The following is a 2,108-nucleotide window of genomic DNA, read 5'->3' as shown; positions in this document are numbered from 1 at the left end:
ATCTGGCTCGTCACCAGGTCCCGAAAGTGGGGAAAATTACTTCGGTACTTCTGGGGATTTTTACTTCGGCATTGACAAGCGATAGCTCAACTGTCTCCAATGATTGGCAAGTCGGAACGGACTCGGGGGTTAACCCTGGACCAACTCGTGACCTACTCGTCTCGGGGGTCGTTGACGATAACCGCCAGAACCCAGCGGCGCATCTGGTCGCAGGTCAATCACTTCCTCGACTGGGTGGTCTACGAGGGGCATCTGGAGGTCAATCCGTTTCGCACGGTGCCCTTCGACCGTAAGATACGCCCTCAACCCTATGCAGTTCCGACTGACGATGAAGTGGTGGGATTGCTGGGAGCCAAAGACCGAGAATTAAATTCGGTTCTGCTAACCTGCCTGCTATCAGGAATGCGAGCGGGGGAAGCGGTTGGGCTGCTCCGGGAAGACCTCGTGGCCAAGGGCAATCTCGGTTGCTTCGTGCATGTTCGACCTAACCGACTGCGACTGCTGAAGACCGACGCCGCTGAACGACTGGTTCCGGTTCACCCGGTGCTGGATGAGACGTTCCGACAGCTACCGTCATCTGGCCCGCTGTTCCCTGACCTGACTGTCGCGCAGGTGACCAAGGGGTTCGCGAGACTGAGACGGCGCTTGGACTTAGAACGACCGGGACTGGTGTTTCACTCGACCCGCAAGTGGTTCATCACCCAGTGCGAGCGAACCGGTGTTCCTGAGCACTTCACGGCCTCTCTGGTCGGCCATAAATCGGCCCGGTCGGAGAATGGGATCACCTACGGCATCTACTCGGCAGGTATCAGTGACGAGCAACGTCGGTCGATCGTCGATCAGATACGGCTCCCGGCATGACGTTCCCGGACATTGACGCGTTTGAGGAGCGAGCGGCCATTGCTGAATACGATGGTGGCTGTTCCCGTCGGGAAGCTGAGAACCTCGCGGCTCGGGCTCAGGGATTCCGTGATGCCGAAGCCTACTGGCAGTGGCTGGCAGACTATGTCGTCCAGCGGCGACCACCCTCGTAAACTTTCCCTCGGCGGCCCTTAGCGGGTTGCCGGGGGGTGTCTACTTTGCTTTTTTCTTGCCGTCCTGAAGTACTTTATGGGCGTATTCTTGGGCGATTACGAAATGACTTTAGCGGTTCTAAACTTGCGCTTGCGCTGATCGTCAGTTCTTTCAGCCCTGCAGCGACCATGTTTGCTTCAACTTACCTAGGCAGGTAAACCAACGAATGAAGCATGCAATGTGGGATGACCGACTTCAGGATTTCCTAGTCGTCACTTTGGAGCAACCTCCAGCTTTCGATCCCGAAACCCTCAGCAACGCGATACAAATTATCAATCGAAATGTTCTGCTCTGAACGCTCAACTGCACTGAGGTACGTGCGGTTCAGTCCTGCCTCTTCCGCCAACCTTTCCTGAGACCACCCGCGTTCAGCTCGGAGCAATCGCATGTTCCGGGCTACTATATCTCTGAGTGGGCTTTTTGGCGTTTTCTTCACCCTGAATGCTATTAAGCATTGATGGTTTTAACTCTACCTGTTTTAAGAGACATAAGTGCTCGAACGGTTTCTGAGACTGCCGAGGTGAAGCTGTGGAAACCTTCCTAGCTCGAACCAAAACTGAGTAACCGCGTAGAAATTACGCGGAACTGAGCGCGAAAAAGGGATCAAAATGGGTTACGGTTCAACAGTTCTGAGAGGGTATGATGGGTCGCGCATTTTCTTTAATATCTTGGGTGTTTCGGCTGATTGCGGCGTACTTCTTGCTAGAATTCGCCGCCAACATTTGGTACTCCGATTTTCCTTTGACGACACGTCTCGGAGTACTCGTAGGATATTTTGCCTTTGCCGTCTGTGCTCTATGGTTTTTAGAGGGTTTGATACGGCAAGCACGTGAGGGTCTTCTGACGGAAGAGACTCGAATTCGATTTGATAATCTAGTGAAGGGTATTTCCAGCAATCAACATAAACTGCCCAGCGATCAGGCTGAAAGCGTGTCCGGCTTTGGTCAAAACTTAAATATGGACTTCGTCCCTGTTTCCGGACAGTTTCACTATTGACCCTATGCGGCCATTTTCCAAGTCATATTGTTAAAGGC

4 protein-coding genes are annotated in these 2,108 nt (G+C 53.2%); 3 read left to right on the top strand and 1 reads right to left on the bottom strand.

Features of this window, described 5'->3' with window-relative positions:
* The first annotated feature begins 147 nt into the window (after positions 1 to 147).
* The gene (locus tag AC2FPW_RS00020; RefSeq protein ID WP_496812152.1) at positions 148 to 861 is read left to right on the top strand and encodes a tyrosine-type recombinase/integrase; all 714 of its coding nucleotides are present in this window, start codon (positions 148 to 150) and stop codon (positions 859 to 861) included.
* Complete coding sequence (locus tag AC2FPW_RS00015) at positions 858 to 1,034, top strand: hypothetical protein (RefSeq protein WP_496715967.1); 177 nt, start codon at positions 858 to 860, stop codon at positions 1,032 to 1,034. Before AC2FPW_RS00020 ends, AC2FPW_RS00015 begins: the two co-directional genes overlap by 4 nt.
* 245 nt (positions 1,035 to 1,279) lie before the next feature.
* Here the strand turns inward: AC2FPW_RS00015 and AC2FPW_RS00010 are convergent, their stop codons facing one another.
* Entirely contained in the window at positions 1,280 to 1,462 is a 183-nt protein-coding gene (locus AC2FPW_RS00010) for a helix-turn-helix domain-containing protein (protein WP_496812151.1), read from the bottom strand.
* A gap of 254 nt (positions 1,463 to 1,716) precedes the next feature.
* Here AC2FPW_RS00010 and AC2FPW_RS00005 point away from each other — a divergent pair, with 254 nt between their 5' ends.
* Complete coding sequence (locus AC2FPW_RS00005) at positions 1,717 to 2,070, top strand: hypothetical protein (protein WP_496812150.1); 354 nt, start codon at positions 1,717 to 1,719, stop codon at positions 2,068 to 2,070.
* Positions 2,071 to 2,108 lie beyond the last annotated feature (38 nt).

Source organism: Ruegeria sp. SATB027 (assembly GCF_059613825.1).
Note: the sequence above shows the minus strand (reverse complement) of the source record. Positions and strands in the feature narration are given on the sequence as shown.